At 32.4% G+C, this 24,819-nt stretch carries 23 protein-coding genes; all 23 read left to right on the top strand.

The features are described from left to right. Positions 1-162: 162 nt before the first annotated feature. The 23 genes from RWZ86_RS00005 to hemW all read left to right on the top strand — a co-directional run bounded on the left by RWZ86_RS00005 (position 163) and on the right by hemW (position 24,812). Positions 163-750 carry an ABC transporter ATP-binding protein gene (locus tag RWZ86_RS00005; RefSeq protein ID WP_314678913.1) on the top strand — a complete coding sequence of 196 codons (588 nt, stop codon included), beginning with the start codon at positions 163-165 and terminating at the stop codon, positions 748-750. Further along, positions 750-1,931, top strand: a complete 1,182-nt coding sequence (locus RWZ86_RS00010; RefSeq protein WP_314678915.1) for an ABC-2 transporter family protein — start codon at positions 750-752, stop codon at positions 1,929-1,931. Before RWZ86_RS00005 ends, RWZ86_RS00010 begins: the two co-directional genes overlap by 1 nt. Positions 1,932-2,059: 128 nt before the next feature. Further along, the gene (locus RWZ86_RS00015; protein WP_314678918.1) at positions 2,060-3,139 is read left to right on the top strand and encodes a 3D domain-containing protein; all 1,080 of its coding nucleotides are present in this window, start codon (positions 2,060-2,062) and stop codon (positions 3,137-3,139) included. A gap of 159 nt (positions 3,140-3,298) precedes the next feature. After that, the gene (locus tag RWZ86_RS00020) at positions 3,299-4,075 is read left to right on the top strand and encodes a class I SAM-dependent methyltransferase (protein WP_314678919.1); all 777 of its coding nucleotides are present in this window, start codon (positions 3,299-3,301) and stop codon (positions 4,073-4,075) included. Then, on the top strand, positions 4,075-4,806 hold the full coding sequence (locus RWZ86_RS00025; RefSeq protein WP_314678921.1) for a class I SAM-dependent methyltransferase: 732 nt from the start codon (positions 4,075-4,077) through the stop codon (positions 4,804-4,806). Before RWZ86_RS00020 ends, RWZ86_RS00025 begins: the two co-directional genes overlap by 1 nt. A 13-nt stretch (positions 4,807-4,819) precedes the next feature. After that, on the top strand, positions 4,820-5,755 hold the full coding sequence (locus RWZ86_RS00030) for an ABC transporter permease (protein ID WP_314678924.1): 936 nt from the start codon (positions 4,820-4,822) through the stop codon (positions 5,753-5,755). Positions 5,756-5,775: 20 nt separating this feature from the next. Next, the gene (locus RWZ86_RS00035) at positions 5,776-6,537 is read left to right on the top strand and encodes an ABC transporter permease (protein WP_314678927.1); all 762 of its coding nucleotides are present in this window, start codon (positions 5,776-5,778) and stop codon (positions 6,535-6,537) included. Next, entirely contained in the window at positions 6,534-8,048 is a 1,515-nt protein-coding gene (locus tag RWZ86_RS00040) for an ABC transporter substrate-binding protein (protein WP_314678930.1), read from the top strand. The genes RWZ86_RS00035 and RWZ86_RS00040 overlap by 4 nt, the downstream gene beginning before the upstream one ends. Then, complete coding sequence (locus tag RWZ86_RS00045) at positions 8,048-9,472, top strand: ATP-binding cassette domain-containing protein (protein ID WP_314678933.1); 1,425 nt, start codon at positions 8,048-8,050, stop codon at positions 9,470-9,472. The genes RWZ86_RS00040 and RWZ86_RS00045 overlap by 1 nt, the downstream gene beginning before the upstream one ends. Positions 9,473-9,842: 370 nt before the next feature. After that, positions 9,843-11,159 (top strand): histidine--tRNA ligase, encoded by a 1,317-nt coding sequence (gene hisS / locus RWZ86_RS00050; protein ID WP_314678935.1) that lies wholly within the window; start codon positions 9,843-9,845, stop codon positions 11,157-11,159. A 15-nt stretch (positions 11,160-11,174) separates the two neighbouring features. Further along, positions 11,175-12,932 (top strand): aspartate--tRNA ligase, encoded by a 1,758-nt coding sequence (gene aspS, locus RWZ86_RS00055; protein ID WP_314678937.1) that lies wholly within the window; start codon positions 11,175-11,177, stop codon positions 12,930-12,932. A 76-nt stretch (positions 12,933-13,008) separates the two neighbouring features. Then, positions 13,009-13,776: a DeoR/GlpR family DNA-binding transcription regulator gene (locus RWZ86_RS00060; protein ID WP_314678939.1), complete on the top strand. Its 768-nt coding sequence runs from the start codon at positions 13,009-13,011 to the stop codon at positions 13,774-13,776. Positions 13,777-13,795: 19 nt separating this feature from the next. Further along, positions 13,796-14,506: a class I SAM-dependent methyltransferase gene (locus RWZ86_RS00065; protein WP_314678941.1), complete on the top strand. Its 711-nt coding sequence runs from the start codon at positions 13,796-13,798 to the stop codon at positions 14,504-14,506. After that, entirely contained in the window at positions 14,493-15,617 is a 1,125-nt protein-coding gene (locus tag RWZ86_RS00070; protein ID WP_314678943.1) for a Nif3-like dinuclear metal center hexameric protein, read from the top strand. Before RWZ86_RS00065 ends, RWZ86_RS00070 begins: the two co-directional genes overlap by 14 nt. Before the next feature lie 20 nt (positions 15,618-15,637). After that, the gene (gene pepT / locus RWZ86_RS00075) at positions 15,638-16,864 is read left to right on the top strand and encodes a peptidase T (RefSeq protein ID WP_314678945.1); all 1,227 of its coding nucleotides are present in this window, start codon (positions 15,638-15,640) and stop codon (positions 16,862-16,864) included. Positions 16,865-17,126: 262 nt separating this feature from the next. Next, positions 17,127-17,798: a response regulator transcription factor gene (locus RWZ86_RS00080; protein ID WP_314678947.1), complete on the top strand. Its 672-nt coding sequence runs from the start codon at positions 17,127-17,129 to the stop codon at positions 17,796-17,798. After that, entirely contained in the window at positions 17,783-18,859 is a 1,077-nt protein-coding gene (locus RWZ86_RS00085) for a HAMP domain-containing sensor histidine kinase (protein WP_314678949.1), read from the top strand. Before RWZ86_RS00080 ends, RWZ86_RS00085 begins: the two co-directional genes overlap by 16 nt. Before the next feature lie 355 nt (positions 18,860-19,214). After that, positions 19,215-19,913: an ATP-binding cassette domain-containing protein gene (locus tag RWZ86_RS00095; protein WP_314678952.1), complete on the top strand. Its 699-nt coding sequence runs from the start codon at positions 19,215-19,217 to the stop codon at positions 19,911-19,913. Between the two features lie 16 nt (positions 19,914-19,929). Further along, positions 19,930-20,118, top strand: coding sequence for a hypothetical protein (locus tag RWZ86_RS00100; RefSeq protein WP_314678954.1), 189 nt, complete (start codon positions 19,930-19,932; stop codon positions 20,116-20,118). A gap of 108 nt (positions 20,119-20,226) precedes the next feature. Further along, positions 20,227-20,730 carry a hypothetical protein gene (locus tag RWZ86_RS00105; RefSeq protein ID WP_314678956.1) on the top strand — a complete coding sequence of 168 codons (504 nt, stop codon included), beginning with the start codon at positions 20,227-20,229 and terminating at the stop codon, positions 20,728-20,730. Beyond that, the gene (locus RWZ86_RS00110) at positions 20,723-21,412 is read left to right on the top strand and encodes a hypothetical protein (RefSeq protein WP_314678958.1); all 690 of its coding nucleotides are present in this window, start codon (positions 20,723-20,725) and stop codon (positions 21,410-21,412) included. Before RWZ86_RS00105 ends, RWZ86_RS00110 begins: the two co-directional genes overlap by 8 nt. A gap of 519 nt (positions 21,413-21,931) precedes the next feature. Continuing rightward, positions 21,932-23,656, top strand: coding sequence for an NFACT RNA binding domain-containing protein (locus RWZ86_RS00115; RefSeq protein WP_314678960.1), 1,725 nt, complete (start codon positions 21,932-21,934; stop codon positions 23,654-23,656). 10 nt (positions 23,657-23,666) lie between these two features. Continuing rightward, on the top strand, positions 23,667-24,812 hold the full coding sequence (gene hemW, locus RWZ86_RS00120) for a radical SAM family heme chaperone HemW (protein ID WP_314678962.1): 1,146 nt from the start codon (positions 23,667-23,669) through the stop codon (positions 24,810-24,812). Positions 24,813-24,819: the final 7 nt, after the last annotated feature.

Below are 24,819 nucleotides of genomic sequence, written 5' to 3' on the forward strand. Positions count from 1 at the left end.
GTCCCACAAGTTGTATTGACACTGGTTCGTGTCACAAATGTTTGTGTTTCTTAGAGAAGATATAAGAGGCTGATAATTTTCCTATTGTAAAAAATGATATCAAATGATAAAATGAAAACGATATCATTGCATAATGTAAATTAGTTAAAAGTGGGGATTTGTATGATTACACTGAATCAAGTTCGTCTAAAAACAAGAGAAATGATTTTAAAGGATATAGATTTTACCTTTGAAAAGGGAAATATATATGGAATGGTTGCGATTAATGGTTCTGGAAAAACTACATTATTTCGTGCAATCAGCCAGTTAATTTCAGTAAATAGTGGAAATATTATAGCTCTTTCTTCGCTATTTTATTATGAAACGATTGAATGGTTTGATGGAAATCTGAGTGGAATCGATTATTTACTTTATATCAAAAATGTTTGGAATTCTTCTCAAAATTTAGAACATGAAATTGAGTATTGGGAAATGTCTGACTATATTCATTTACCTATTCGGAAGTATTCACTAGGTATGAAACAAAGATTATTAATAGCAATGTACTTTATGAGTCAAGCAGAGTGTTGGTTAATGGATGAAATTACAAATGGTTTAGACGAGTATTATCGTACTAAGTTCTTCAATCGATTAACAGAAATCCATTCACAACAACTGATTATTATAAGTTCTCACTACAAAGAAGAATTGATGAATGTTTGTGACAAAATTGTAAAAATTGAAAATTGTCGCATAGAAGAGGTACAATGATGAAACATTTTAGTTTATTTTTAGTGAAAAAAGTTTTTAAAAGTCGATTGAATGTCATTATAGTTGCAATGCTAGCAATTGTAATCAGTATTGCATTTTATTTAAATAGTAGAACGGCACAGACTCTTAGTTTAGAAAGTCAACTACAAAGTAATATTGTAGAAAATGAACAACTGATTAAAGAAAATGAAGATACTTTATCTAAAGAGACAGATAGTGAATCAGAAAAATATCAGTTTACAAAGAAAAATTTAGAATTGAAACAGAATCAATTAGAGGAAAGAAAAGAAATTTTATCTTTATTAGAACAACAAAAGTGGAAAGAGGCTTATGCTTTACAAGCAAAATATGAAGAAAAAATTTTCGGAAGAATTTCAAAAGAATCTCATACTAGTGCGGAATTAAAACAGGCAGTATATCGTGAATGGAAGGTGTATGAAGCTTTATCCCCATTAAATATTAAGGCTCATCATTTAGATTTCCCAACTTATGGCATTGATCAAGTAATATGGACGCTGGTTACTATTATTCCAACTATATTTTTAATTTCAATCATTTTTATGTTAACACAACTATTTACAGATCGATTTAAAGGTAATTTGGATACCGCTAAGTTACTTCCTTTTTCAAAAGTGAAGTTTGCTATTAGCTCTCTTGGAGTAGGTGTTGTGTATGTAATGGGTGTATTTTTAGCAATTTGTGGAATTTCATTAATTTTAGGCGTTTTTAATCAAGGGTTAGGAACTTTAGAATATCCTTTTCCAATTTTTGATTTGGTGAAGCAAGAGATAGTTATTGTTAAAATACAGGATATATTATTTAGGAGTTTAGTGTTAGAATTTCTAGTATTTATCGTTATTGCTGAAGTAGTCTATTTGATTAGTTTCTTTTTCAAACAAAAGACAGTTTCTTTATTTATCTCATTAATTTCAATCGTGGGTTTTGTCTTTGGTATAAATGCAATTGAACCTTTCCAAAAAGTAGCACATATTATTCCTTTTACTTATTTACGTTCAGTTGAGATTTTAACGGGAAGATTGCCTCAAAATATTCAAAATGCTCAATTAAGTGGGAGTATGGGGTTAACCATTATTCCTATTTTGATAATAATTTTATTCATTTGTATTTTAGTATTAGAGAAAATGAATGGTTTCTCGTTCAAAAAAGTTTCGAATCAATAAAGATCAAGGGTAAAACGTAACAACACTGTAATACGGTTGTTACGTTTTTTTTATATCCAAATTATATAATGGAGAATACGATGGAGAAAGTGTGGTGAAGGATACTGGATAAACGATTAAGAAAAAGCATGATTATTAGTGGAATGGCTTGTTTATTTTTAACTAGTTTTCCAATGTCCATTCATGCGCAAGAAATTTCTCAAGAATCGATTCAACAATTAGAACAGGAAATTTCTCAAAAATTAAATTTTGCGAATGAGAAATATAGACAAGTTGAAAGTTTGAAACAAGACTTAAAAGAATTGAAATCCAATCAAAAAGAATTAGAACTTCAAATAATCGAACAACAAGAAAAATTAGCAGAAAAAGAAACAGTCGTAAAAGAAAGAATGGTCGCTTTGCAATCAAGTGGAGTAATTTATCAACGATTTGTTCAACTGCTTCAAGCAACAAGTATTTCGGATTTCTTTCACCGATTAATCGTGATTCAAGAGTTATTCAAATCGGATATATTAACGATTCAAAATTATCATAAAGAAGTTCAAACATTAGAAAATTCGCAAAAGGAATTAAGAAATACAGAAGAAAGTTTATTAAAAAAACAAGTCGATTTAGAAACAGAATCTACACTTTATGCGGATAGTATTCAAGTGTTAAAACAAAATCTTGCGAATAATAAAGATGCATTGTTTGCCATTAATGAAAAAGAAAGTAAAGTTCAACAATTAAGTGAAAATCCTGAACCAACAAATCATCATGCTCCGGAGGAGAAGAAAAAAGAAGAAGTAGTTCAAGAAACAAAACCAGTTACTTCCTCTGAAGCCAAAGCTTCAACTGCTGAGAATAAAATTGAATCTAAAGGGACTACTGAGACTTCTTCTAAGAGTCAAGTAGTTTCAAATGAAGTAAAATCTACATCAAGTGGAAAAGAATTCGCAGCAGAAGCAACAGCTTATTCTTATAAACAACCTGGGTTAAGTAATTATACAGCAATGGGGATTGATTTAAGATCGAATCCTAATGTCATTGCAGTAGATCCTTCTCAAATTCCTTTAGGTACTTTAGTGGAAGTACCAGGATATGGGATTGCGATTGCAGGGGATACTGGTGGAGATATCAAAGGGAATCGAATTGATTTACATTATCCGGAAGTACAACAAGCAATGGACTTCGGTCGAAGAAAAATTACGATAAAAGTGATGAATTAAGAAGAATTTCAGATTTAATCTGGAATTCTTTTTTTTGTTAACATCCGTCCAAATGAAAAATAGTATTCTGATGTGATTATTTGTTAACATTAATTTAAAAACTCTTTGATAAACTTGTAACAGAAATTGCAAAAGTAAGATAAAAAGGGAGTAACAAATGTGAACCTGTTAGAAGAAATACAACATTATTGGAATCATCGTTACTCAGGATATTCCAAAGTGAATCGAAAAGAATTAGAGGGCATTCAAAGAGAAAGATGGAAAAAACAATTCAAACGATTGTTACCAGCAAATCAAAATCTAAAAGTTTTGGATATAGGAACTGGCCCTGGATTTTTTACAATTATTTTAGAAGAATTGGGATATAGCAATATCACTGGTGTTGATTACTCGTATAAAATGCTTGAAGTTGCCAAAGAGAATATACAAACATATAGCAAGGAAAATTCAAGTATTCAACTCATACAAATGGATGCTCAAAATTTAGAGTTTCAGCCAGAAAGTTTTGATATCATTGTTAGTCGAAATTTAACGTGGAATTTAGAAAAACCTCAACAAGCTTATTCAGAATGGTTAAAAGTATTGAAACCGAATGGAGCTTTATTTATTTTCGATGCAAATTGGTATGCATTTCTACAAAATGAATCACTAGAAAAAGAATTTGAAGCAAAGCGTCAAAAAGCGATAGAAGAAAAGCTAGAAGATTATTGGCAAGGTGAAGGTGTCGATGAGGAAAAAATGGACTGGATTGTGCAACAATTGCCATTAACGTATCAGCAAAGACCGCAATGGGATATCGATTACTTTTCTTCACAGGAAGGAATTTCAGTAGAAGCGGAAGAAAATTTTGGAGATTTAGTCTGGGATTATGAAGAACAATTAAATTATGGAGTAACACCGATGTTTTGTATCAAAGTTGTAAAGGAGGATCAGTAATGACACAAGAACAAACTATCCATGAACGAGTTGAAAATTATTGGACAAATCGAAGCACTTCTTTTTTAGAGCAACGTACAAGAGAATTTCATAGTCCATTGAAATCTCGTTGGATTACAGAGTTTGCCAAATATTTACCACAAAATCAAACGTTAAAAATTTTAGATATTGGTTGCGGAACAGGATTTTTTACAGGCATTTTAAGTCAATTAGGGCATGAAGTCATTGGAATTGATTTAACAAAGGAAATGATTCATTTAGCGACTGTTTTTGCGAAACAGGAAAAGTTTGATGCGCAATTTTTAGTGATGGATGCTCAAAATCTTGAGTTTAAAGATGAAAGTTTTGATATCGTCATTGCTAGAAACGTGACTTGGACATTACCAGATGTACCTAAAGCTTATGATGAATGGCTTAGAGTATTAAAAAAAGGTGGTTTACTCATTAATATTGATGGAAATTATGGTGCTTCGAGTATGACGGATACGAGTGATTTGCCACAGCATCATGCGCATCATCATTTAAGTCAAGATACTTTATCAGAATGCGAAATGATTCAAAGAAGTTTATCTATTTCTAGTGAAGTAAGACCTCAATGGGATGTGCAGTATTTATTAAACCAAGAAGTTGACTCTCTTCAAATTGATCGAACGATTAGCCATAGAATTTATCTAGAAAAAGATGAATTTTATAATCCTACACCTTTGTTCTTACTATGTGCTAAGAAGTAAGGAGTGGTAGTGAATGTTTAAAGGTTTGAAAAGAATTTTAACCATATCTATCTTATTTGTCGGTATTTCATTTTTTGTATTTTTACTCATTCATTTAGCACCTAGTGATCCTGCTTCTGTTAAAATGTCTGCTGGGACTGGTCGTGTCTCTTCAGAAGCTCTTGCACTTATGCGTGAAGAAATGGGACTGAATCAACCTTTACTTGTACAATATGGGAGTTGGCTTTTTAAATTTCTCCAAGGTGATTTTGGAAAGAGTTTAATGTCTGATATCAAGGTTGAGAAATTAATCATTCCAGCCGCTTTGAATTCAATTCAATTGGCAATCATTACTCTAGTGATTTCATTAGGAATCTCCATTCCGTTATCGATATTTTTGGTAAGATGTCAAAACCAAATTGTAAAATTACTTTTTCAATTAATCTTATTTTTCAAGATGTCATTACCATCTTTCGTCATTGGTTATTTCTTAATGTATGTTTTTAGCGTTCAATTAAAATGGGTTCCATTATTAGCCAATCAAGGTGGGATCGGATTAATATTGCCGATTATTACGATTGTGATTCCTGTAAGTGCAAAATTTATTCAACAATTTTCTGCGTTGTTAGAACAAGAATTACAACAGGAATATGTTAAAGTGCTTTATTATCGTGGCATGGAAGAGTCAAAAATTTTTCAACGACATTTATTGAAAAATATATTTCCTACAATGGTGACGATTATTTTACTATCATTTGGTTCTTTAATGGCTGGTGTCGTTGTTGTAGAAACTATTTTTTACTGGCCAGGAATTGGGAAGTTATTAATGGATAGCATTAGTTCAAGAGATTATCCAGTTGTTCAGATGATAGTTGTTTGTATTAGCTTTTTATATATAGTGCTCACTCAAATTTCGGATGAATTACAAAATCGAACAGATATCCGTATTAAAGGCGGTGAGTTATCATGAACAATAAGAGAAAATGGGTTATGTCACTCATCTTAATAGGATGTGTATTACTATTGTGGAGTACAGTGTTCCTTAACTATGAAACAATGAATGCAAGTGAAATCTTAAGTCCACCAAACGCTCGTCATTGGTTTGGAACGGATGATTTTGGTCGAGATGTTTTTATTCGAGTGATTGTAGGAGCTAGATATTCGATTGGAGCTTCTGTTTTAATCGTTGCTTTATCTTATTTAGGTGGAATACTTTTAGGAGGATTATCAGCGTTATTTGGTGGATGGGTTGATAGAATCATTACGAACATCGTAGATATTCTATTAGCCATTCCTAGTTTACTCATAGCTATTACGATAGCTGGTGTATTAGGTGGAGGGTTAAGAAATGGCGTTATTGCGCTAGTCATTAGTTATTTGCCTTATTATGCAAAATTAACAAGAGGAGAAATTCGTAAACTTAAAGTTCGAGAATATGTCACAGTGATGTATATGCAAGGAGCTCCATTTTGGTATCGGATGATGACGATTTTAAAAAATATTCAACAACCATTAGTGACGTATATGATCGTCAATATTTCAAGTACTATTTTAAGTTTAGCAACTTTATCTTTTTTAGGGATAGGTGTAAAAGTTCCTCAACCAGAATGGGGAGCAATGCTAAATGAGGGAAGATTATCGTTTGAACAAGCACCATGGTTAATGATTGCACCAGGACTTGCAATTACGATAACGATTATTATTTTTAACGGAATTCATCATTGGATTCAAAAGAAAGGGAGAAATTTATGAAATTAAAAAATATATTATTAACTATTGCAGCAGCAGTATTAGTTGGATGTGCACCTGTACAGCCAACCTCTCAACAACAAGAAAGTCCGCAAAATTCAACGTTTAAAATAGGGGATTCTCAATTTACAGCAGGCATTGACCCAGCAAAAGATTGGGAAGGTTGGTTTACCATTCGTTTTGGAATTGGTGAAACATTATTCCGTTTAACGAAGGAGTTTGATGTAGAGCCATGGTTAGCATCCTCTTATAAGAAGATTGATGATCAAACGTGGGAAATTCATTTAAAGGAAAACCTTACATTTTCAAATGGAAATCCTGTGACTAGTGATGCGGTTATTGCTAGTCTTCAAAGATTAGGAGAAAATCATAAGTCAGCAAAAATTTTTAAAACAGCTACGTATACAGTACAGGATGCATTAACGTTTACAGTAAAAACTGAAAAACCAAGTCCTCAATTTATCCATGAATTGGTGGATGCAAAAACAGCTATTGTAGATGTCACAAGTACGAACAAGATTGTAGGAACAGGTCCTTATGAAGTGACAGAATTTAAACCAAATGATTCCATTTCATTAACGGCTTCGACTCATTATTGGGCTGGCAATGCTTCGATTAAAGAAGTTCATTATCAATTAATTCCAGATCAAAAAACATTGGAATTAGCAATTAAATCAAAAGAAGTAGATGGTGGATTAGATTTAAATGATGATGTAGCTGATTCATTAATGAAAGATTATTCTGTTCAAGTGTATAATCAACCAAGTACAAGAACCTATCATCTAGAATTGAATAAAGCAAGATTACAAGATAAAAAAGTTCGTCAAGCAATTTTACATGCGATTAATAAACAAGAATTAACACAAGACTTCTTAAAAGGTCATGTCACTCCTGCAGATGGTGCCTTTTTAGATTCTAGTATTTATTCAAGTGGTACATTTACTAATAAACAATACCAACCAGAATTGACGACAAAATTATTAGAAGAAGCTGGCTATCAAACAAAAAATGCAGATGGTATTTTAGTGAATGCTCAAAATGAGCCATTACAAATTGTTCTAAAAACTTATAAGAGATTAGCCAACGAAAAAATTGCTACAGCACTGCAACAACAACTCAAACAAGTGGGGATTGATTTGAAAATTGATATTCAAGAAAAAGTAGATGGATTAAATCAATTAGATTATGACATTGCTTTAGCTTCAGCATTAACATTGCCAACGGGAGATCCTCACTACTTCTTAGATGCAACATTATCGAGTGATGGAGCTTTAAATTATGTTAAAAATTCAGACTCATGGTTAGATGAAAAAATTTCTACCTTAGGTCATGAAGTAGATGCAGCTAAAATCCGTAGCGAAGTGTCAGAAATCCAAGATTATGCACGAGATGAAGCAGTTGTCGACTACATTGGATTTGTTAACTTACATGGAGCAATGAACAATTATATTCATCATTTTGAACTCTCTCCATCTGATTTCTATCATATTACAAATAAATTGGTAAAAGACTAATGGGAACAACAGTTTTTGACGTCAAACAATTAAATGCTTCATATGGAGAAGAACTAGTCCTCAAAAATTTAGACTTTTCAATTGCAGAAGGCGAAGTTATTGGGATTATTGGTGAGTCCGGAATTGGGAAATCGACTTTTTTAGAATGTATTCTTGGAAATATTCATCAAAAAGTAATAATGAATGCGACTGAAATGAAGTTTTTAGAAGAAAACTGGTTGAATTTAGAAAGTAAAAAGAGAAGAGAATATTTAAGGCAAGATATTGGAATCATTTTTCAAAATGGACAACATAGTTTGGACCCGTTATTTACAATCGGGCAACAGTTGAAAGAATTAATGGTACAACCAGAACCACAAAAAATTATCGAAACTCTAAAAATGGTTCAATTAGAGGAAAAGGTGTTGCACTTATATCCTCACGAATTATCTGGAGGAATGTTGCAAAGAGTCATGATTGCGATGGCTTTTATCAATCAGCCGAAATTAATTATTGCTGATGAACCCTTTAGTGCATTAGATGCACCTTTGCAAATGGAAATGATGCAATTAATCGTTACTGTTGCTGAGCATCATAAAGTAGCAACCATTATGGTGACACATCAACAAGAATTAGCCTATCAATTTTGTACAAAAGTATTAACTTTAGAAGAGGGACATTTTGTAGGAAAAGAGGAAGTACTACAAGAAAGAATTCCATTTGTTCGAGACACTGCTGTCGAAAAAAAAGTATTTTTCCAATTGAAAAATGTATCCAATCATTATCAAAGTAATGATGCGATTCTTCAAAGCGTTACGGTCGATATTCCAAAATACGAAGTAACCGGAATAATGGGTCATTCAGGAGCAGGAAAGACAACTCTTGCAAAGATTTTATCAGGCTTTATTCCATACGAAGGTAATATTTTGATTGAAGGAAAAGAGCTTAGAGAGTTATTAGTTTTTGAAAAACAAAGCTATTACAGAAGAGTTCAGTATTTATTCCAAAATAGCTTGTTATCGTTTAATCCGAATCAAACAATATTGAAGAGCTTGGAAGAACCGTTAAGATTTATGCGAAGAATAAAAAGTCATCCGGAACGAATTCGAATGATACAGGAATTATTTACAAGCCTAGAGTTAGAATTGGCTTGGTTAGAAAAATATCCTCATCAATTATCTGGAGGACAATGTCAAAGATGTGCGATTGCTAGGGCAATTTTAGCGCAACCTGAGTGCTTAATTTGTGATGAAATAACGAGTTCATTAGATGATGTGAATCAAGAAAAGGTTATAAAAGTATTGAAAAAAGTTCAAGAAGAAACAAATATGACAATACTATTTATTAGTCATAATCAGTCGTTAATTGAATCGATTTGCTCGAATGTTATTGTGTTAAACGAGGGACGAGTGATGGAGAAAATAGATTTAGTAGAGAAAAAATAAAAACTGAGTAGGTGGATAAGAAAAACAAGATTTATCATCAAAAGTTAACAATTCTATCCACATTACTTGACAAACGGTTAACTTTTTAGTAAATTAGTATCAATTTCATAGGAAATCCAGTGAAGGAGCTAAGTAGATTCGCAGCAATTAGAGAGAGAAATCGTGGCTGAAAGTTTCTCATAAGACTGAGAGAATTGAAAGACACTCTGGAGGAGAATAATGCAAAGTTATTCCGGCAAAAGAGCCGTTATTTAGTTGAGGAATAGAGGGAACTCTGTTCAAATTTAGGTGGTACCACGAAATAATCGTCCTGACTCATTGAGTCAGGATTTTTTTTACACATTTTTTATACATAGAAAGTAGGGATAAAATGATTCAAAAACCAAAAGGAACAGCCGATTTATTACCAGAGGAAATAAAAATTTGGCACTATATTGAAGAAACAGCTCGCATCATTTTAGGCGATTATCAATTTGAAGAAATGCGTACACCAATGTTTGAAAGCTATGAATTATTTAGCCGTGGAGTGGGTGACACTTCAGATATCGTTTCAAAAGAAATGTATGATTTTTATGATAAGGGTGACCGTCATATTACATTACGTCCAGAAGGAACTGCAGCTATCGTTCGTGCTTATGTAGAAAATAAATTATTTGGTCCAGAACATAAGAAACCTTATAAAGTATATTATATGGCACCAATGTTCCGTTATGAACGTCCACAATCAGGTCGTTTAAGACAATTCCACCAATTAGGGGTAGAAGTATTCGGTTCAACAAATCCTGCAACAGATGTTGAGACTATTGCAATGGCATGGGATTTATTAAAAGAACTTGGATTATCAAATATGCGCTTAGTGATTAATTCACTTGGTAAAACAGCTGATCGTATTGCATACCGCCAAGCTTTAATTGATTATTTAGAACCATTTGCAGAGGAATTAAGTGAAGATTCTAAAAATCGTCTTCACAAAAATCCATTACGTGTATTAGATAGTAAAGATAAACGTGATATCGAAATCGTTAAAAATGCACCACGTATTTTAGAATTTTTATCTGATGAAGCACGTACTCACTTTGAAAAAGTGCAACAATATTTAACAGCTTTAGAAATTCCATTTGAAATTGATGAAACAATGGTTCGTGGATTAGATTATTATCAAGATACGATTTTTGAAATTATGACGGATTCAAAATCATTTGGTGCTAAAACTACGATTTGTGGTGGAGGACGTTATGATGGTCTTGTTCAAGAGTTAGACGGACCAGAAACACCTGGATTTGGATTTGGATTAGGAATGGAAAGACTTGTATTATTAATGAAAGATGAACAAGTAGAAATTCCTAACTTACAAGAATTAGATGCTTATATTGTTGGTTTAGGGGAAGAAACAGAAGAGGAAGTATTAAAACTTTCTATTTCATTACGTCAACAAGGTTATTCTGTAGATCGTGATTTCTTCGGTCGAAAAGCAAAACCTCAATTTAAAAATGCTCAAAAATATGGAGCAAAAGTTGTCATTACATTAGGAGAAGAAGAGTTAGCGACTCGTCAAGTTCCACTAAAAGTAATGAGTACTGGTAAAGAAGTAAAAGTTGACTTAGCAGATGTATATGAAGATTTTGATAGTCTATTCCGCCAAGCAACAATGGATACAACAGCAATTGATGAATATTTTGGAAAATAGAAAGTAGGGATTCGGATGAAAAAGAGATCAATTTACTGTGGATTAGTTACAGAAGAATTAGTAGGAAAAGAAATTACATTACATGGTTGGGTACAAAAACGTCGTGACCATGGTGGGGTTATTTTTATCGACTTACGTGACCGTGAAGGTGTAATGCAAGTTGTATTTAATCCACAACATAACCAAGCAGCTTTTGAAATTGCGGACACATTACGTCCAGAATACGTTATTGAAGTAACAGGTACTGTTGCTTTACGTGGTGAAGGATTAACAAATCCAAACTTAAAAACAGGTTCAATGGAATTAGAAGTTCACCATGTTGAATTATTAGCAAAAGCTAAAACTCCACCAATTTACATTGAAGATGATAAAGTAGCTTCAGATGAATTACGTATGAAATATCGTTATTTAGACATGCGTCGTAAACCTGTATTAGAAAACTTACGTTTACGCCATAAAACAACTCGTGCGATTCGTGAATATTTAGATACTGAAGGATTTATTGATGTAGAAACACCATACTTAGCAAAATCAACTCCAGAAGGAGCTCGTGACTACTTAGTACCTTCTCGTGTACATGAAGGAAGTTTCTATGCTTTACCACAATCACCTCAAACATTTAAACAATTATTAATGGGTGGGGGCTTAGACCGTTACTACCAAATCGTTCGTTGCTTCCGTGACGAAGATTTACGTGGAGACCGTCAACCTGAATTTACACAAGTCGATATTGAAACAAGTTTCTTATCAGCTGAAGAAATTCAAGAAATGATGGAAGGCTTATTGAAAAAAGTCATGAAAGATACATTAGGAGTAGAAGTAACAACTCCATTCCCTCGTTTATCATTTGTTGAAGCAATGAGCCGTTATGGTAATGATAAACCAGATACTCGTTTTGCATTAGAATTAATCGATGTAGCGGATATTGTAAAAGATTCTGACTTAAAAGTGTTCAGTACTGTTGTTGAAAATGGTGGACATGTAAAAGCCTTAAACTTAAAAGGATTAGCAGATGAATATTCTCGTAAAGATGCAGATAGCTTAGCTCAATTTGTCGCTAAATATGGTGCAAAAGGATTAGCTTGGTTGAAAGTAGAAGAAGATGGACTAAAAGGACCAATCGCTAAATTCTTAGTGAACCAAGAAACAGCATTAAGAGAACGTTTAGATGCAGAAGTGGGAGATATTATTTTCTTCTGTGCGGATAAACCAAGTGTTGTAGCACAATCATTATCTGAATTACGTTTACACTTCGGTAGAAAACATGAATTAATTGATAAAACTAAATTCAATTTCTTATGGGTTGTTGATTGGCCATTATTAGAATATGACGAAGATGCAAATCGCTATCAAGCAATGCACCATCCATTTACTCGTCCAGTGAATGAAGATTTCAATGCTTTATTAGAAAATCCAGCAGAAGCTAAAGCTCAAGCCTATGACATTGTATTAAATGGATATGAATTAGGCGGAGGATCATTAAGAATTTATAGAAGAGACATGCAAGAAGCAATGTTTGAAGTATTAGGATTCACAAAAGAATCTGCACAAGAACAATTTGGATTCTTAATGGATGCATTAGATTATGGATTCCCACCACACGGAGGAATTGCATTAGGATTAGACCGTTTAGTTATGTTACTAGCTGGGGAAGATAATATCCGTGAAGTGATTGCATTCCCTAAAAACGGTTCAGCAATGGATACGATGACACAAGCACCAAGTCCAGTATCTGAACAACAATTACAAGAATTATCATTAAAAATTCGCTAAAATCAATGAACAATGGAGAAGTCGTCAATGAAGGCTTCTCCTCTGTTCTTCATAGAGAAAAAAGGAACGGATACTAATGAAAAATAGCAAAGGTGTTGTGTTTAAGAGACAACAAGAAATTTTAAAATTATTGCAGGAACATAGGCAATTATCTGTAGAAGAATTATCATCAAGATTAGAAGTTTCTGAAATTACAATCCGTCGAGATTTACAACGTTTTGAAGATCAAGGATTGATTGAACGTTTTTATGGTGGAGCAAAATATATTTCAGGTAAGATTGAAAAAGAAAATATTGAACAAAAACAATATAATTCCACTAAAAAAAATATTGCACGTCGAGCATCTGGTTTAGTTCGCGAACATGATATGGTCTTTATTAATTCTGGTTCTACAGCCTTTTTATTATTGAATTATTTAGCAGATGAGAATGTTACGATATTGACAAATAATGGTCGTTCTATTTTCAAAAAGGCCTCTTCTAAAGCTTCGATTGTGTTAAGTGGAGGAGAAATTTTTGAACAAAAAAAATCTTTAGTTGGAGATTTTGCCATTAACTCGTTTTCAAAAGCACGTGCGAATATTTGCTTTTTAGGGGTCGGTGGTATCAATAAAAATGGAATTACGACTGTAGCATTACCTGAAACGGCAGTCAACCGTGTTATTTTAGAGAGAACGAATGGTCCTAAAATTGTTGTAGCTGAAGGAGCAAAAGTTGGTAGGGAATCCAATTTCCATACCGCAGATTGTTCTATGATTACGCATTTAATTACGGATTATTCCGCTGATCCTGAAACAGTTGCTTATTTAAAGAGCATTGGTGTAAAAGTTTTATTTATTTCTTAATGTGAGAAAGGAGTAAGAGATGTCAGTAGAATTAAGCCCAAGACTAAAAACAGTTGCTTCTTTTTTAGAAGGTACGACATTATTATGCGATGTTGGTTCTGACCATGCTTATTTACCGGTTTATGCAATACAGCAAGGATTGATCACTAGCGCTATTGCTGGAGAAGTTGTAAAAGGTCCTTTCGAGTCTGCCCAACAAACGGTTCAAGATTATGTTCTAAATGATAAGATTTCTGTTCGTTTAGGAGATGGATTAGATGTCGTTACTTCTGAAGACGAAGTTACAGCCATTTCTATTTGTGGAATGGGTGGAGAATTAATTGCTCGTATTTTAGAACAAGGTCGAGTAAAGGGTACTTTAACAGGTAAAGAAAGATTAGTATTACAACCAAATGTTGCAGAACATTTATTAAGACAGTGGTTAGTGGAACATCACTATGAAATTTTAGAAGAAGTTGTGGTAGAAGATCATCATCGCTTATATGAAATTATTGTAGCTGAAAAAAGAAAAGAATCTTCCACATTAACAGATACTCAAATTAAATTTGGTCCAAAATTAATAGAGAAGCCAACAGAGTTGGTAATTCGTAAATGGGAACGTCAGTTGCGTAAAATCGAAGAAATTTTAGCACAATTGAAAAATAGTAAAGAAATTCCAACTGATAAAGTAGAGAAATTTAACCATCAATATCTTGAATTGAAAGGATTGATTGACAATGCCAACCGTTAGAGATATTATTCGTAAATTTGAACAAAGAGTTCCAAAATCTTTAGCAATGGGGAAAGATCCGATTGGCTTACATTTTGGAGATTGGAATCAAGAAGTCCAAGTAGTAATGACGACTTTAGATATTCGTCCTTCTGTCATTCAAGAAGCCATTGAAAAAAATGTCGATTTAATTATTGCACATCATCCGCCGATTTTTAGACCTGTACAACAATTTGATTTAACAAATCCACAACATAAAATGTATCAAGATATTTTAAAACATGATATTGCTATTTATGCAGCTCATACAAACTTAGATGTTGTTTCAGGTGGAGTTAATGATTGGTTAAGTGAAGTGCTGCAATTAGAAGATGTAGAAGTACTATCTCCAACAGGAAAACTTCGTCAAATGAAAATTGCCGTGTTTGTACCGAAAGAACAAGCAAGCACAGTTCGACAAGCAATGCATGAAGCAGGAGCAGGACAAATTGGTGATTGTTATAAGGAATGTAGTTTTACAACGAGTGGAGTAGGTCGTTTCACCCCAACTGAAGGAGCAAATCCTGCTATTGGACAAGTGAATCAACCAGAACAAGTGGCAGAGGAAAAAGTAGAAATCATTTGTTATGAAAACCAAGTAGACGCTATTATTAGTGCTATGAAAGCTAGTCATCCTTATGAAGTTCCAGCTTATGAAGTCTGGACATTAGAAAATGATGCAAAAATACTAGGGATTGGACGTATTGGACAATTATCTAAAGCATTATCTGTAGATGAATTTGTCACTTATGTAAAAAATCAATTCCAATTAAAAGGATTACGTTTTGTTACTCCAAGAAATCGTTCATTAGATAAAATTCGTAAAGTTGCTGTTTTAGGCGGTTCTGGTGGAAGTTTTTACCAAGCAGCTGTCAGCAAAGGGGCAGATGCATTTGTAACAGGAGACATTACGTATCATGTCGCTCATGATATTCAAGAGTCACCATTGTTATTAGTGGATGCAGGGCATCATATTGAAGTCGTTTGTATTGAAAAATTAGCGAACTGGCTTGTACAATGGAATCAAGAAGAAAATTGGAATGTAAAAGTTATTAAAAGTACGACTTTTACGGATCCATTTGAATTTTTATAAGAAGAAAGTAGGAATGTAATATGCCAAATCAATTAGTTGATCGTTTTATTCGTTATGTAAAAAAAGAAACTCGTTCAGATGAAGCAAGCACATCTGTTCCATCAACACCAAGTCAAACAGAGTTTTTAAAAGACTTAGTAGAAGAATTAGTAGCATTAGGCTATCAAGATGTAAGATTAAATCCTAAAAATAGCTTTGTAACAGCAACAATTCCAGCTACAACTACAAAAGAAGTTCCAGTTGTTGGTTTTATTGCTCACGTAGATACAGCTGATTTTGAAGCTCGTAATGTACAACCTCAATTCCATGAAAATTATGATGGAGAAGCGATTGTATTAGATAAAGAAGGAAAATTTGTTTTATCACCAAAAGATTTCCCTAATTTAAAAAATTATGTTGGTAAAACATTAATTACAACAGATGGTACAACTTTATTAGGAGCTGACGATAAAGCAGGTGTTAGTGAAATTGTAACAGCAGGTGCATACTTATTAGCAAATCCTGAAATCGAACACGGAAAAATTCGTGTAGCATTTGGTCCAGATGAAGAAATTGGACGTGGTGCGGATTTATTTGATGTTGAAGAATTTGGCTGCGACTTTGCCTATACAATGGACGGAGGACCAGTTGGAGAATTAGAATACGAAAGTTTCAATGCTGCTCAAGCTGAAATTACTTTCCAAGGGAAAAATGTTCACCCAGGAACTGCAAAAGATACAATGGTAAATGCCTTAGAACTTGCACGTCAATTCCAAAATGCTTTACCTGAATTTGAAGTACCAGAACATACTTCTGGTCGTGAAGGATTCTATCACTTAATGTATGCTAATGGTGTCGTTGAAGAAGCAAAATTAGTTTATATTATTCGTGACCATGATCGTACATTATTCGAAGCGAAAAAAGCTTATTTACAATTAGTTGCAGATCGTCTAAACGCATCATTAGATAGCAATCGCATTTCAATTGATATGAAAGATCAATATTACAATATGGCTGAAATTATTGAAAAAGACTTTAGAGCTGTTGAAGTTGCTCAAAAAGCAATGGAAAACTTATCCATTACGCCAATTATTGAACCAATTCGTGGCGGTACAGACGGTTCTAAAATTTCATTTATGGGCTTACCAACTCCAAACATTTTTGCAGGAGGAGAAAACTTCCACGGACGTTATGAATTTGTCGCTGTAGAATCAATGGAAAAAGCACGTGATGTGATTATTGAAATTGCACAATTACTTGCAAAATAAACTGGGATAATATGGCTTTATCTTAATGTAGCTAAGGACGCAAGCAGCCAGCAAAAGCTGTCTCATTGCTAAAAATCGAGCCTTGGTCTCGATTTTTCCTACCCTATAAGTCAAAAATGACTTATAGGGTTTTAGCTACATTGAAAAGCCAATTTTTTTTGCGAATATTTTAGATTGGACGTTTAAAACTGATTTTCGTAATTGTGTACTACTGATAAATTATGCTAGAATGTGTTTGAATATTTTCAAAGGAGAGCTAATTATGAAATATAAAGTCCTAGTCATAGATGATGATATTGCCATTTTAAGACTTATTCAAAATGTTCTAGAGAATAAAAACTTTCTAGTCGACACACGAACGTCTATTCCAGAAATTGATATCTGTCATTTTATCGGCTATGATTTAATTATTTTAGATATCATGATGCCTCATAGTGGAATTGAAATCTGTAAGTATATCCGAGAATTTATTTCTGTTCCAATCATATTTTTAACAGCCAAAAATTTAGAAGAGGATATTGTATATGGCATTCAATCTGGTGCAGATGACTATATCACAAAGCCATTCAGTATCCCTGAACTAGTGGCAAGAGTACAGATGCATATCCGTCGAGAAGTACGCAATAATAATTCCAGTGAGATTCTACAGTTTGGACCTCTTACAATTGATAAAATTAAAGAAGAACTAAGAATTGTGGATATACATATTCCCACTACAAAAAGAGAATTTCAATTAATTTTGTTACTCTCCAGCAATCCTAATAGAATATTTTCAAACGAAGAACTCTTTGATTATCTTTACCCTCATGATTCTGAAACTCAGGGGAGGTCAATTACAGAGTATGTATACCAAATCAGGCAAAAATTAAAACCTTATGAAATTAATCCTATTAAAACAATCTGGGGAGGTGGTTATCAGTGGATAACGCTCTGACTTTTAACCAACTGATTAAACAAACATACTTTAAGATTTTAAGACAATTTCTTATTAGTCTTTTTCTATTTTATTTTCTTCCAATGTTATTTACTGCATTTACTAATATTACTGAAAAAAATGCAGGAGCATTTACCATCTATTTCAGCACGATTTCTTGGATTTACATTAGTCTGATTTTATTTTCTATTATTGCTAAAAATATAAGTAATCTTTTAGAAAAGATCAAGCAAGAAACAAATATTGTTTATAATCAAAGTCTACTGGTGGATATTAATGAACAATCCTCAGCTAAGTTAACTTTAATTGAACTAATTGAAACGAGACAAAAAATTCAGGAAATGCAGTTAACGATAAATAAAATGATTCAATCTGAAAAACAGCAAAAAAAGGAACTGATGTTTCAAGTCTCAGCTGCAGCGCACGATTTGAAAACACCTTTAACAATTATTCAAGGAAACGCTCAATTTTTAAAATCTTTGGATATTACTGGAAATATCGGGCAATGTTTAGGAGATATTGAACTTGCTAGCCAACAACTTAATAAATACTTTAACCAACTAATCAATTATTCTAAAACATTCTATAATGATACTTCCAATTGGGAGAGTTTCTCCTCGGATTACTTAGTTGAATTATTTGAACAAGAAATTAAGTTACGTACTGACAAAAAGGCTAAAATCCAATTTTTAAATAGCCTACCGATCTCTATTAACTTAACACTTAATCTAAACCTATTCCTACGAGCTATTCTAAATATTATCAATAATGCGATTGACCATTCCACAAGTAATTATCCAGTCATAAGAGTAGAATATCAATTAATAGATAATAATTTTTACATTTCCGTCTGGAATAGCGATTCTTCATTTTCGGAGAATATACTTGAGAAATACGGCTTACTTTTCTATCAAGACAATCAGGAAACAAATTCAGAACAAGGAAGTCATTTCGGAATTGGATTAGCATTTGTTAATCGGGTAGCGAAAATTCATAGCGGAGAGGTAAAGTTGAGTAACTTTGAGAACGGTGCTCTTGTCACTATTTCTATACCAGTATAGCCTTTAGCGTTCAAATATTTTTATGCTATTAATCTTGCAAATTTAGTTTTAAAAAGTTATATCTTGCTAGTTTTTAACTAGTAAAATCTTCACTCTTTAAATTGATAAAAACTTTCGTCATCTTGTTTAAGGTGGCGATTTTTTTATTTACAGTCTGTTACTTATATTCCTAGTACCTGACAATAGGATAATCTAGAATAAAAAAACTTTTATAAAAATTAGAATTTCTGATATTTTTCTGATAATTATTTTGTATAACATGAAATATAGATGGCATTTATGGGTGGCATTTGATGGTATACCAATTATAAAGATTAAGTTTCAAAAAAATATTTGTAAAAGGTGGAAAAGATAAATGATACAATTTGAGAAAATTAGCAAAGGTTTTAGTAGTAAGAGTGTTCTTTCAGAAGTTTCGTTTACGGCAAAAGAGGGAGAAATAACAGCATTAATTGGTCCAAATGGGTCTGGTAAGTCAACTTTAATAAAAATTTTGCTAGGATTGGTTTCACCAGACGAAGGTAGGGCGACTTTTGATGGAAAAAATTATGAAGAATTAGGAAAATACCCCTTCAGATATGTAGGTGCATTTTTAGATAGTTTTCAACCTAATCCAACAAGGACAGCCTATAGTCACTTGAGATGGATTGCTTTAACGAGTGGTATAGACAAGCAGAGATGTTTAGAATGTTTAAAATTAGTTGGTCTTCAGGATGTTGGAAATAAAAGGATAAAAGATTACTCTCTTGGAATGAAACAAAGGCTGGGGCTGGCTACGGCTATTTTAGCAAATCCTAAAATACTTATTTTGGATGAACCCATTAATGGACTCGATCCAGATGGAATTAGATGGGTTAGAGAGTTTCTAAGAGAATTTGTTAGAGGCGGTAAAATAGTTTTAATCACAAGTCATTATATGAATGAATTAGAACTTACAGTTGATAAAGTTGTTGGATTATCAAATGGTAAGATAGTAATTGATGGTAGTAGCAAAGATGTTCTTGACGAATATGGGTCTTTTGAAGAAGCCTATTTTAAATCTATTACAAATTAGATGGGGGGAATGCTTTATGAAAAATATTCGTAGCGAATTATACAAAATATTCTCATTGCCACTCTTTTGGAGGGGAGTAGCAATTGTGATTGGAATTAGTGTATTCTTTACCTTTCAAAATATTCAAGTAATCAATGCGATAGCAAATGGGAATACAGATATTCTTATACTTGAAGATGCGACTAGTCAATTATCAGGGTTTTAAACAGTTAGAGATGCGATATTATCATCTCCTTACCAATCTAGTATTTTATTTTTTCCAATCTTATTTGCACTGCTTCTATCTACGGAGTACAAATTTGGACAGGAATCATTGACTAAATTATTAACACCAAAATGGCAGACGGTTTTAACAGGTCAGATTTGCTCTGGAATAATTGTATCCAGTACGTTGACAGTTGTTCTATCTTTAATCAATAGTGGAATGCTCTATGCGATGTTAGATGAAACCTTACAAAATTATCTTAACATAGGTCTTATTTTAGAAGTAACGTTAAGAATTATTATCTTTTCCATAACATTGACATTGCTTTCAATGTTTTTAGTACAGATAACAAGAAAGCCTATTCCATCTGTCATAATTATTGTAAGTATTCTTGTTATAACTTTATCAGGTATATTGAGAGTTGTTTCTCCGACGCTTGAAAATTTATTTCCGTTAACAGGTGCTAAGTCATTCGCATTTGGAAGAGTAGAAAATAACAATCCTTCAGAAGTGTATGGTTTATTATTATTATTATCTCAAGGATTAATAGTTACTATAATGATGTATATTAAAGCTTGGTATAAAAATAAGAAGGAGGAGAAACATGAATGAAATGATATATGCTCTTATGTATAAAAAATATAGTTTGATTGCAGTGAAAATACAAATTTTAACTCAATTCTTGCTTACTTTATTTATCTGTATTCTTAGTTTGATAACATTTGAAATCAATGATAATAATATTATACTATCCAATAATCAAATTTTGGTAATTGCATCTTATTTATTTATGATAGGTGGTCTGATAAATGGCTCTATGGAAGTCGAGAACTCAGAATCTAAAATCGTCTATTTATTAACGGGAAACAAAAATAACAGTACACAAAAAATTATTATTGCTGAGTTGATAGACTGTGTATTACAAGCCGTTTTAATATTTTTAGTTATTGTAAGTTTCTTCATTTTTAAAGGAACTATTAAAGAAGTTAGCGTAATACAGTTTTTCTCTTATCTTTTTAGTAGCGTTTTGTGTTTCTTGATTGCATATTATTTAACTCTATTTTTTAAGAGTTCGATGACTGCGTTAGCTACTTTATTGCTATTTCCAATATTAGTTATCCCCTATATTGAACGTGTATTTCCTGTGGTATTACCATACATCTATTCTGAAGCTATTTCTGAAAGTTTCAAATTATCAGCAATATCTTCTAGTCATATAATATTATTGTTATGGAATTTGATTTTACTGCTACTAATTTATTTGAAAGTCAAAAAGCGTTTGAAAAATGATTAATTATAATATTTAGAAGTTAATTTTAAGGAATCTTTTAACAGTACTAAAACCGTATAAAATATCTATAAGTATTGCTTTGATTATTATACTGATTTCGGCGACAGTATCGATTTTTAATACCTGGTGACTAGAATTTAAAGCTTTTTATTTGCGTATCTAAAACAGAATAGACCGTATTTTTTCGAGAATTCATGAGCATTAGTCAAAAATACAATTAGCTTTTCAAAGTAGCTGATACAATAAATACCTGTTAGGTATTTATTGTCGGAAAAATCGAGACCAAGGCTCGATTTTTAGCAATGAGACAGCTTTTGCTGGCTGCTTGCGCCGTAGCTACATTATGATAAAGCTAATTGTATTTTTAGTTATATCATATCAGTAGATAATTAAGTCAAAAATCGTTACAATAGAGTAGAGTTTAACAGTAAAATCTAATCTAACGACGATACAAAATATAATAGATTTGGATTTATAATTAGATAAATTCAAATCTATTTTTTTATCTATATGGAGGAAGTTATGACATTTGATGGTTTATTTACAAAATGGATGACGGATGAAGTTTCTAAAGAAATTATTGGAGGGAGAATTAGTAAAATTCATCAGCCCCTTCCTTATGAAATTCAATTAACGATTCGTTCAAATCGTAAAAATTATTTATTATTATTATGTGCTCATCCTATGATGGCACGTTTCCAGTTTATTACTGAAAAAGGGGATAATCCTGAGATTGCTCCGAATTTTTGTATGATTTTAAGAAAATATCTTGAAGGAGCGATTATTCAAGATTTTACTCAAGTTGGTGCTGACCGTATTATTCATTTAGATGTGGATACAAGGGATGAACTTGGAGATGAAGCGAAATGGCGTTTGACACTTGAAATGATGGGAAAACATAGTAATGTTTTCTTAGTGGATCGAAGAAGCCAGCAAATAATTGACTGTTTAAAACGAATTCCACTAAGTCAAAATACTTATCGTACTTTACAACCAGGGGCTACTTATCAATTACCTCCGCATCAAACGAAACTGAATCCATTTGAAATGACGTTATTTGTACTAGATGCTAGATTAACAAAGGGATTAGGTGAAGATTCTCTTGCTAAATCATTAATGAGTCTTGTACAAGGGATAAGTACGCTAACTGCTAATGAAATTGTTGAACGTTCTATGATGTTTGATGAAACAATTGCTGAAAGTTTATGGAAGTTTTTAGAACAAAATAATGAGAAACCAACACCAACTTTGACAAAATTATCTAATGGAAAAAGCTACTTCACAGTATGTCCATATTACTCATTCCAAAATGCTGAAAATCAATCGTTTGAAACATTATCTGAATTATTAACAGCTTATTATGTTCATAAAGTTCAGGAAGAAAAAATCCAACAGTTAGCTGGAAATTTACTTCAAATGTTGAAATCGGAATTAAAGAAAAATCGAGAAAAGCTCGTTAAATTTGAAGAAGATTTACAAAAAAGTGAGAAAGCGGAACAATACCGTATTAAAGGCGAGTTGTTAAATACTTGCTTGTACCAGATTGATAAAGGACAAACTGAAATTCAAGTGGAGAATTATTATGACAATAATGAGTTACTAACTATTCCATTGTCTACGTGGTTGACACCTTCTCAAAATGCGCAAGCTTATTTTAAAAAATATCAAAAATTGAGAAATTCAATTGAACATATTGAAAAACAACAGGAACTTACTCAACAAGAAATTCAATATTTAGAACAAGTGTTATATCAAATTGAAGAAGCAGACGTGCAAAACTTAGAAATTATTCGAGAAGAATTAGTAGCAAATGGGTATTTAAAACGTTCTGCTTTGAAAAAAGGAAAACAAAAAGTGAAACCTTCAAAACCATATGTTTTCTATTCAAATGATGGTACAAGAATTTTAGTAGGTAGAAATAATTTACAAAATGATAATTTAACGTTAAAACAAGCGAAAAAAGAATACTTATGGTTACATGCCCAAAATATTCCTGGGTCACACGTGATTGTAGAATCAGCTAATCCAACGGATGAAACAATTGGTCAAGCAGCCATGTTGGCAGCGTACTATTCTAAATACCGTCATTCAGCAACTGTTCCTGTAGACTATGTTTCTGTTTCGAAAATTAGAAAGCCAAATGGATCTAAACCAGGATTTGTTGTGTATGAAGGACAACAAAATACGTATATTACTCCGGATGAAGCAGTGATTCAACAAATTCGAGAAAATAAACCAAAAGAATAAGGAGAGACAAATGAACGCAGTAAGAGCAGCTTATATTCATATTCCTTTTTGTTCTCATATTTGCTATTATTGCGATTTTAATAAAGTATTTATTGAAGGACAACCGGTTGATGAATATGTTGATTTATTAGTAAGAGAAATGCAATTACGAGCAGAAGATCACCCCATCTCTCCTTTAGAGACGTTATATATCGGGGGAGGAACACCTTCAACTTTAACACCTAAGCAATTAGCAACTTTATTTGAAGGAATTCATCGCTATTTACCACTAGAAAAAAATTGCGAATTTTCAATGGAATTAAATCCAGACGATGGGCAAATGGAACGTTTAGAAGTGATGAAAGAATATGGGGTTAATCGTATCAGTATGGGAGTTCAATCTTTTAATGATGAATTATTGAAGAAGATTGGTCGCAAACATAGTAAAAAGACAGTTTTACAAACGATAGGAAATGCTCAAAAACTAGGATTTGAAAATATCAGTATCGATTTAATTTTTAGACTGCCTCAACAAACGATTCAAGATTTTGAAGATAGTTTAAAAATTGCAATGGAGTTGGACTTGCCACATTATTCGATTTATTCTTTAATTTTAGAACAAAAGACAGTCTTTTATAATTTAATGAGACAAGGAAAGCTTCCTTTACCATCGCAAGATGAGGAAGCAGATATGTTTCAATTAGCCATGGAGTCTATGGAAAGTTTTGGACGCCATCATTATGAAATTAGTAATTATGCGCTACCAGGTTTTGAATCAAGACATAATTTACATTACTGGAAAGCAGATGAGTATTTAGGTTTTGGTGCGGGTGCTCATGGTTATTTAAATCAAGAACGCTATCAAAATTGTGGACCAATTCAACATTATTTAGAACCATTACGGAATTTTGAACTTCCAGTTTTACAAAAGGATGTATTAAGTAAAAAATCTCAAATAGAAGAGTTTATGTTTTTAGGATTAAGAAAAATGTCCGGAGTTTCAAATCAAGAATTTAAGAGAAGATTTGGAAGAAATATTAATGATATTTATCAAGAAATAATCGAGGATTTATTAGACCAGGAATTAATCCAGCTAACAGCTGAAGGAATTGCTTTAACACATAAAGGGAAGTTTTTAGGAAATAATGTATTTCAAGCCTTTCTTTTAGAAGATTAGAATCAAT

The sequence above is a fragment of the uncultured Granulicatella sp. genome, assembly GCF_963545075.1.
GTDB lineage: Bacteria > Bacillota > Bacilli > Lactobacillales > Aerococcaceae > Granulicatella.

Excerpts from the sequence above, each read along its gene's own strand:
- RWZ86_RS00035 (WP_314678927.1), top strand. The coding sequence starts at position 5,776 with ATGTCACTCATCTTAATAGGATGTGTATTACTATTGTGGAGTACAGTG.
- RWZ86_RS00015 (WP_314678918.1), top strand. The coding sequence starts at position 2,060 with ATGATTATTAGTGGAATGGCTTGTTTATTTTTAACTAGTTTTCCAATG.
- RWZ86_RS00005 (WP_314678913.1), top strand. The coding sequence starts at position 163 with ATGATTACACTGAATCAAGTTCGTCTAAAAACAAGAGAAATGATTTTA.
- RWZ86_RS00115 (WP_314678960.1), top strand. The coding sequence starts at position 21,932 with ATGACATTTGATGGTTTATTTACAAAATGGATGACGGATGAAGTTTCT.
- hisS (WP_314678935.1), top strand. The coding sequence starts at position 9,843 with ATGATTCAAAAACCAAAAGGAACAGCCGATTTATTACCAGAGGAAATA.
- RWZ86_RS00080 (WP_314678947.1), top strand. The coding sequence starts at position 17,127 with ATGAAATATAAAGTCCTAGTCATAGATGATGATATTGCCATTTTAAGA.
- RWZ86_RS00095 (WP_314678952.1), top strand. The coding sequence starts at position 19,215 with ATGATACAATTTGAGAAAATTAGCAAAGGTTTTAGTAGTAAGAGTGTT.
- RWZ86_RS00025 (WP_314678921.1), top strand. The coding sequence starts at position 4,075 with ATGACACAAGAACAAACTATCCATGAACGAGTTGAAAATTATTGGACA.
- pepT (WP_314678945.1), top strand. The coding sequence starts at position 15,638 with ATGCCAAATCAATTAGTTGATCGTTTTATTCGTTATGTAAAAAAAGAA.
- aspS (WP_314678937.1), top strand. The coding sequence starts at position 11,175 with ATGAAAAAGAGATCAATTTACTGTGGATTAGTTACAGAAGAATTAGTA.
- RWZ86_RS00060 (WP_314678939.1), top strand. The coding sequence starts at position 13,009 with ATGAAAAATAGCAAAGGTGTTGTGTTTAAGAGACAACAAGAAATTTTA.
- RWZ86_RS00040 (WP_314678930.1), top strand. The coding sequence starts at position 6,534 with ATGAAATTAAAAAATATATTATTAACTATTGCAGCAGCAGTATTAGTT.
- RWZ86_RS00065 (WP_314678941.1), top strand. The coding sequence starts at position 13,796 with ATGTCAGTAGAATTAAGCCCAAGACTAAAAACAGTTGCTTCTTTTTTA.
- RWZ86_RS00010 (WP_314678915.1), top strand. The coding sequence starts at position 750 with ATGAAACATTTTAGTTTATTTTTAGTGAAAAAAGTTTTTAAAAGTCGA.
- RWZ86_RS00100 (WP_314678954.1), top strand. The coding sequence starts at position 19,930 with ATGAAAAATATTCGTAGCGAATTATACAAAATATTCTCATTGCCACTC.
- RWZ86_RS00070 (WP_314678943.1), top strand. The coding sequence starts at position 14,493 with ATGCCAACCGTTAGAGATATTATTCGTAAATTTGAACAAAGAGTTCCA.
- RWZ86_RS00030 (WP_314678924.1), top strand. The coding sequence starts at position 4,820 with ATGTTTAAAGGTTTGAAAAGAATTTTAACCATATCTATCTTATTTGTC.
- RWZ86_RS00110 (WP_314678958.1), top strand. The coding sequence starts at position 20,723 with ATGAATGAAATGATATATGCTCTTATGTATAAAAAATATAGTTTGATT.
- hemW (WP_314678962.1), top strand. The coding sequence starts at position 23,667 with ATGAACGCAGTAAGAGCAGCTTATATTCATATTCCTTTTTGTTCTCAT.
- RWZ86_RS00045 (WP_314678933.1), top strand. The coding sequence starts at position 8,048 with ATGGGAACAACAGTTTTTGACGTCAAACAATTAAATGCTTCATATGGA.